Source organism: Streptomyces sp. NRRL B-1140, assembly GCF_001280065.1.
Classification (GTDB): Bacteria; Actinomycetota; Actinomycetes; order Streptomycetales; family Streptomycetaceae; genus Streptomyces.
Map to the genome: position 1 here is coordinate 202,455 of NZ_LGEA01000002.1, position 6,777 is coordinate 209,231.

The window sequence follows — 6,777 nt, forward strand, 5'->3', positions numbered from 1 at the left end:
TTGCCCGGCGACCTGCGCGACGGCACCGTCCCGCCCGGTGATCGGCTGCCCGGGAAAGGCGGTTGGCCGGTCACTTCGGGGCCGGCAACCGGGCCATGACGAGCCGCACCCGGGGGCTGCCGTCCGGCCGCCGCCCGAACTCCGGGAGCGGCTGGAGTTCCACCCCGAAACCGGCTGCCTCGAGTCCCCGCTGTACGTCCGGGAGGCGGAACACGCGGTAGTACATGACGAACGGAGGCCGCCAGAGCGCGTTGCGCACCCGCATCACCGTGTCGAAGCCGAGCAGCGCCCAGTAGCCGGGCGAGCCCGGGCGGGGCGGGGCGACCAGCGGGAAGGCGAAACAGCCACCCGGCCGCAGGACGGAGCGGACCTGCGCGAACAGCCCCGGCAGTTCGCGGGGCAGGAAGTGCCCGAAGGCCCCGAAGCTCACCACCAGGTCGAAGGCCGGCGCGAAGGGCAGCGCTCGGGCGTCGGCCCGGACCCAGGAGACCGGCGGGCCCGGCGGCCTGACCTGCTCGCGCGCGACGTCGAGCATGCCCGCGCTGAAGTCGACGCCGGTGACCCGCTCGCGGCACACCCGGGCCAGCACACCCACGCCCGCCCCGGTGCCGCAGCACAGATCGAGGCCGGAGGCGAAGGGCCCGGTCCGCCGCAGCGCCGAGCCGACGGCGTCGAGGACGGCGTCGGGTGTCCGGAACGGCGTGTGGTCGAACTTCGGCGCGAGGAGGTCGTAGCCGCGCTCGACGGACGACAGCGCCTGGACGGCGAGCTCGCGCAGACTGGGGCCTTCGGGGCTGAACATCGGCTCAGCCTAGGGGAGCCCGCTGCTTGAGAACGGCCAGGACGCGTTCGCACCAGCGGAGGTTCTCCTCCTCGAAGCCGATGCCTCCCATCAGGGTGAGGTAGGGGCCGACGCGGTCGGCCTCCCGCAGGTACTCCTCCTCGCTGCGGCCGGCCAGGAGACGCTCGCGCACGCGCCGGTAGCGGGCGAGCTTGCCGCGGGACCACGCCTCGCGCTCCTCGACCAGCGCACGCGTCGCATCCGGGTCCACCCCGTCCATGGCCTGGATCTTGATGAGGAGTTCGTCGCGGATGGCGGTGGGCCGCCGGGGTGGCGTGGCGGCGAACGTGCGCAGGTCCTGTCGGCCGGTTTCGGTCAGCGTGAACATGCGCTTGTCGGGCCGCCGGTCCTGGCGCACCACCCTGGCCTCGATCAGTCCGTCCTGCGCGAGGCGCTCCAGTTCCCGGTAGAGCTGCTGCGGGGTCGAGGCCCAGAAGTTGGCCAGCGACACATCGAACACCTTGGACAGCTCGTACCCCGAGGCCTCGCCCTCCAGGAGGGCCGCCAGAACGGCGTACTTGAGAGACATGTGGACACCGTATCAACGGGTGATTATTCTAATCCGCACCTACTCAATAAATTGACTAAGCAAGGCGGGTTCGATGCGTGCATTCCGTGAGGCGATCGAGAAGCTGGACCTCGACGCCGCCGAGGCGCTGCTGGCGCCCGACGTCGTCTTCACCAGCCCCGTCGTGTTCAAGCCGTACCCCGGCAAGGCGATCACGGCGGCGATCCTGCGTGCCGTCTCCGGGGTTTTCCAGGACTTCCGCTACGTGCGCGAGATCAACGACGCGGACGGGCGCGACTCCGCCCTGGTCTTCACCGCACGGGTGGGCGACCGGGAGATCAACGGCTGCGACTTCATCCATGTCGACGAAGACGGCCTCATCGACGAATTCACCGTGATGGTCCGCCCGTTGTCGGCGGCCCAGGCTCTCGCGGCCGCCATGGGCGAGCAGTTCGAGCGGATCGCCGAGGAGGCGCGCTCCCGCTCGGTCTGAGCGCCACGTCCCGGTTCCGTTCCCGCGTTCTCCGGGCAACGGCGGCCGGTTCGCGGTTGGATGTCCCCATGACGTCCGTGGAGCACGACCGGCTGATGCGGGCCAACCAGGCGAACTGGGACGCCCGCACGCCCGTCCATCTCGCCAGCCGCTTCTACGGTCTCGACCAGGACCTCGAACCCGAGCGCTGGTTCGCCCCGTTCGAGTGGGAGGACCTCGGCGAGCTCGCCGGGCGTGACGTGCTGCATCTCCAATGCCACCTCGGCACGGAGACGATCGCCTTCGCGCGGCGCGGCGCCCGGGCCGTCGGCCTCGACTTCTCCGCGGCATCGGTGGCGGCCGCCCGGGACATCGCGGCCAAGGCCCAAGCGGGCGTGACGTACGTCCAGGCGAACGTGTACGACGCGGTCGAGGCGCTGGACGGACGGCGGTTCGACGTCGTCTACACCGGCAAGGGTGCCCTGTGCTACCTCCCCGACCTGGACCGGTGGGCGGAGATCATCTCCCGGCTCCTGCGTCCCGGCGGTCTGCTGTACCTCGTCGAATTCCACCCTTTGCTCAACGCGCTCGGGCCGAAGCCCGCCCCGGGCGAGGGGCCCGAGCTGCTGTTGCGCCACGACTACCTGGGCGGCGCCGGCCCGATGCACCGCGACGGGACCCACACCTACACGGACGGCCCGGCCGTCGAGGGCGCGACGGACAGTTACGAGTGGCCGCACGGAATGGGCGAGGTCGTGAACGCGTTGACGGGTGCGGGACTCACCGTGCGGCGGCTCCGGGAGGGCGACGAGCTTCCCTGGCCGCGCTGGCCGCAGATGGTGCGCACCGAGTGCGGCTGGTGGCGGCTGCCCGAGCCGCGCGTTCCGTTGCTGTACGGGCTGCTGGCCACGCGCTGACGTAACTGCTTGCCTCCACCGTTGTCGGTGGTACAGTGCGAACAGCACTCGTGCCCGCCCCCGTTGAGGGGCGCCGGTGCCGTTTCTTCTCTTTCTCCTTTTTTCCTTCCAGCACCACGACGTGTTCGTCGTATCGAGGTGCTGTTCCCCGCCGCCCGGAGGCGTGCCACAGGCCCTCCCCTCGCGGCTCTCCCCCCTTCCTCGCATGTCCCACGCCTGCCGTCCGTGAAAGGACACACATCATCATGACCACCACACTCGACCACCCACCCGTCCGGCAGCAGTCCCCGGACCGGACCGTGTCCGGTGTCCTCGACGTCGACACGAACGGGAAGGGGCACCTGCGCGCCGGGCACTGCCTGCCTTCGCCAGCCGACGCCGCGGTCTCCCCCGCGCTCATCCGCCGGTACGGCCTGCGCAAGGGCGACCTCGTCGAGGGCGTGACGGGAGACCGGCGCGCCCTCGACGACGTCACACGCGTCGCAGGCCGTGCGCCCGGGGACCTGCGCGGCCGGCCCGACTTCCGGGATCTGACGCCCCTGCACCCGCACGAGCGGCTGCGCATCGAACACCCGGCCGCCGGCCTCGCCGGCCGCGTCGTCGATCTGATCGCGCCCGTCGGCAAGGGTCAGCGCGGGCTCATCGTGGCCCCGCCCAAGAGCGGCAAGACCGTCCTGCTCCAGCAGCTCGCCGCCGCCGTCACCGGCAACCACCCCGAATGCCGGCTGATGATGCTGCTGCTCGACGAGCGGCCCGAGGAGGTCACCGACATGCGGCGCTGTGTACGGGGCGAGGTGTACGCCTCGCCCTTCGACCGCAGCGCCCGGCAGCACATCGCGCTCGCCGATCTGGTGATCGAGCGCGCCAAGCGGCTCGTCGAGGCCGGCGAGGACGTCGTCCTCCTCCTCGACTCGCTGACCCGGCTGTGCCGGGCGCACAACAACGCGGCCGCTTCCGGTGGCCGCATCCTCACCGGGGGCGTCGACGCGTCCGCGCTGACCGGGCCCAAGCGGTTCTTCGGCGCCGCCCGGTCGGCCGAGGAGGGCGGGTCCCTTACGATCCTCGCGACCGCCCTGGTGGAAACCGGCTCCCGGGCCGACGACCTCTACTTCGAGGAGTTGAAGAGCACCGGCAACATGGAGCTCCGCCTGAGCGGGGATCCGGCCTCCCGCCGGGTGTTCCCGGCCGTCGACATCACGTCCTCGGGCACGCGCCGCGAGGAACTCCTGCTCGGCCGAGCGGAGTTGGCGGCGGTCCGCAGTCTGCGGCGCGTCCTGCGGGACCGGGACGGTCAGGGCGGCCTGGAGACCCTCCTGGAGCGCATGCGCGAGACACCGGACAACGCGGCGTTCCTGCGGCGCATCCAGCCGACTCTCCCCGCGGGCTGACCGGATCATCCATCCGGGTGCCAGCGCGCGGAAATGCGGCCCCGTCGTCGCCGTGCGGAACAGGACCGTTCCTACGTTGATCATATGATCATTGGACTCTCATCCAGGGTGGCCGCGTCGGCCGGTGCGCTGTGCGTGGCGGGGCTCCTGGCTCTGACACCCGCGGCGGTGGCCGACGCCGGTGGCACGGAGCCCACGCCCCCGGGCGGACCGAGGGCCGCGGCCCCGCACCCGTCGCTGCTGTACCGTCCCGGCACCCAGGTCCGGTTGCGCGCCGGGGCCTCCCGTGTTCCGGCGGTCTCCGCGCTGTCCTGGCTGGTGGCCGACGCCCGGACCGGGGAGGTGCTCGCCGCCCACAACGCGCACCGCAGGCTGCCCCCGGCCAGCACCCTGAAGACCCTGTTCGCCCTCACCGTGCTGCCCGGGCTGCCGGCGGGTGTCCGGCACACGGTCAGCGAGCGGGAGCTGCGGGGCATCGGTGCCGGCAGCAGCCTGGTCGGGGTCACCGAAGGCCGCTCGTACCGGGTCGCCGACCTGTGGCGCGGTGTCTTCCTCAACTCGGGCAACGACGCCGTGCACGTCCTGGCCGAGCTCAACGGCGGCTGGCGGCTCACGGCCGAGCGGATGCAGGCCAAGGCCCGCTCCCTAGGCGCCCTCGACACCCACGTGGTGTCGCCCGACGGTTACGACGCACCCGGCCAGGTGTCGTCGGCGTACGACCTGGCCGTGTTCGGCCGGGTGGGGTTGCGCAACCCCGACTTCGCCCGGTACTGCGCCACCGTCGAGGCCACCTTCCCCTCCGACGGCACCTCGTCGTACCCGATCCTCAACACCAACCGGCTGCTGAGCGGCGCCAAGGGGGTGAAGCCGTACCGCGGGCTGATCGGCATCAAGAACGGCTACACCAGCAAGGCCGGCAGCACCCTCGTCGCGGCGGCGCGCCGGGACGGGCGCACTCTGGTCGTGACGGTGATGAACCCTCAGGAGGGCGGCGGGTCCGCCGTGTACGAGGAGGCCCGCTCGCTGCTCGACTGGGGCTTCAGGTCGGCCGGGAGGGTGGAGGCGGTGGGCTCGCTCGGCCCGCCGCCCACGTCCACGCGGCCGACGGTGGCGCCCGCCGTCGCGGCGGCCGTACCGGAGGAGCACGGCTCCGCCTGGACGGAGGCGGGGCTGATCGCGGGTGCCGCCGGTACGGGTGCGGCGGTCGTGGTGCTGGTGCTGCGGCTCCCGGTGCGCGGGCCGGACCGGAGCTGACCGACCGGCAGCCCTGCAGCGGCCCCGGGGTGGTCCAGGCGCCGGTGTTGCCGCCCGGGAACCCGTCGACGCCGGAGGCGTCGCCGGACCGCAGCCACACCACGCTGGTGCGCAGCACCCGGTACAGGGCGCCCCGCGATCCGGGGGCGCCCTGCCCGGGCCAGCACGGGGAAGGACGGGAGCAGCCCCGAACGGACGTGATCCCATGACCGGGTAGGACGACCTGCGCGCTCTGGCCGCACCCACCCTCCTGGTGCTCGTGGGCACGGACTTCCTGCGCGTCGAGCACGCCGCCGACATGCGCGACCTGATCCCCGACGCCCGGCCGGCGATGCTCCCGGACACGGTCAGAACACCGACAGACCCGTCAGGGTGGTGAAGCGGTCGAGCGCGGCCACGCCCGCCACCGAGTTGCCCCGCTCGTCCAGGCCCGGGCTCCACACGCACAGAGTGCAGCGGCCGGGCACGACCGCGATGATGCCGCCGCCCACTCCGCTCTTGCCGGGCAGGCCCACGCGGTAGGCGAAGTCCCCGGCCGCGTCGTACGTGCCGCAGGTCAGCATGATCGCGTTGATCTGCTTGGCCTGGCTGCGGGTGAGCAGCCGGGTGCCGTCCGCGCGGATGCCGTGCCGGGCGAGGAAGCTCGTGGCGAGGGCCAGGTCGGCGCAGGACGCGGCGATCGAGCACTGCCGGAAGTACTGCTCCAGAAGCGTCGGCACGGGGTTGTCGATGTTGCCGTAGGACGCCATGAAGTGGCCGAGCGCGGCGTTGCGGTCGCCATGGGCGGTCTCGGACGCGGCGACCTCCTCATCGAAGGTCAGGCCGGGGTTGCCGCTCTCGGCTCGCAGGAACGCCAGCAGCTCTCCCGAGGCGTCCCCGGTACGGGTGTGCAGCCGGTCGGTGACGACGAGGGCGCCCGCGTTGATGAACGGGTTGCGCGGGATGCCGTTCTCGTACTCCAGCTGGACGAGGGAGTTGAAGGGATTGCCGGAGGGCTCGCGGCCCACGTGCTCCCACAGGACGTCGCCCTCGCGGGCCAGGTCGAGGGCGAGGGTGAAGACCTTGGTGAGGGACTGGGCGGAGAACGGCTCCCGCCAGTCCCCCACCCCGTACACCGTGCCGTCCGGCTCGGCGACGGCCATGCCGAAGCTGCGCGCATCGCGGGCGGCGAGCGCCGGGATGTAGTCGGCGGGCCGGCCGCGGCCGGGGGTCCGCTCGACCTCCTCGGCGATGCGCTCCAGGACCGGCTGGAAGGTCGTCGACGACGTCATGATCGCTATTGTCCCTCCGCCGGTCCCGGTGCGCTCCGACAGGTCAGGCCGGTGCCTGACCGCTGTTGGCGAGGATCTCGGGGCGCAGCAGGCCGGTGAGGGTCTCGGCGGGGAGCAGGCCCTTTT

The 6,777-nt window shown here is 72.3% G+C and carries 7 protein-coding genes; 4 read left to right on the forward strand and 3 right to left on the reverse strand.

Annotation, left to right across the window (positions count from 1 at the left end; translation table 11 throughout):
• Positions 1 to 70: 70 nt before the first annotated feature.
• Together ADK65_RS02880 and ADK65_RS02885 are read right to left on the reverse strand one after the other, a co-directional pair.
• Positions 71 to 802 carry a class I SAM-dependent methyltransferase gene (locus tag ADK65_RS02880; protein WP_053668181.1) on the reverse strand — a complete coding sequence of 244 codons (732 nt, stop codon included), beginning with the start codon at positions 800 to 802 and terminating at the stop codon, positions 71 to 73.
• Between the two features lie 4 nt (positions 803 to 806).
• Positions 807 to 1,370, reverse strand: a complete 564-nt coding sequence (locus tag ADK65_RS02885; RefSeq protein WP_053668182.1) for a PadR family transcriptional regulator — start codon at positions 1,368 to 1,370, stop codon at positions 807 to 809.
• Positions 1,371 to 1,443: 73 nt separating this feature from the next.
• Here ADK65_RS02885 and ADK65_RS02890 point away from each other — a divergent pair, with 73 nt between their 5' ends.
• The 4 genes from ADK65_RS02890 (at position 1,444) to ADK65_RS02905 (ending at position 5,380) form a co-directional block, all read left to right on the forward strand.
• Positions 1,444 to 1,842, forward strand: a complete 399-nt coding sequence (locus ADK65_RS02890; protein ID WP_053668183.1) for a nuclear transport factor 2 family protein — start codon at positions 1,444 to 1,446, stop codon at positions 1,840 to 1,842.
• A gap of 68 nt (positions 1,843 to 1,910) precedes the next feature.
• Positions 1,911 to 2,738, forward strand: a complete 828-nt coding sequence (locus ADK65_RS02895; protein WP_053668184.1) for a class I SAM-dependent methyltransferase — start codon at positions 1,911 to 1,913, stop codon at positions 2,736 to 2,738.
• 245 nt (positions 2,739 to 2,983) lie between these two features.
• Positions 2,984 to 4,126, forward strand: coding sequence for a transcription termination factor Rho (rho, locus tag ADK65_RS02900; protein ID WP_199825561.1), 1,143 nt, complete (start codon positions 2,984 to 2,986; stop codon positions 4,124 to 4,126).
• Positions 4,127 to 4,210: 84 nt separating this feature from the next.
• Positions 4,211 to 5,380, forward strand: coding sequence for a D-alanyl-D-alanine carboxypeptidase family protein (locus ADK65_RS02905; protein WP_053668185.1), 1,170 nt, complete (start codon positions 4,211 to 4,213; stop codon positions 5,378 to 5,380).
• A 347-nt stretch (positions 5,381 to 5,727) separates the two neighbouring features.
• Here the strand turns inward: ADK65_RS02905 and ADK65_RS02910 are convergent, their stop codons facing one another.
• Complete coding sequence (locus ADK65_RS02910; protein ID WP_107092202.1) at positions 5,728 to 6,651, reverse strand: glutaminase; 924 nt, start codon at positions 6,649 to 6,651, stop codon at positions 5,728 to 5,730.
• Between the last annotated feature and the right edge of the window lie 126 nt (positions 6,652 to 6,777).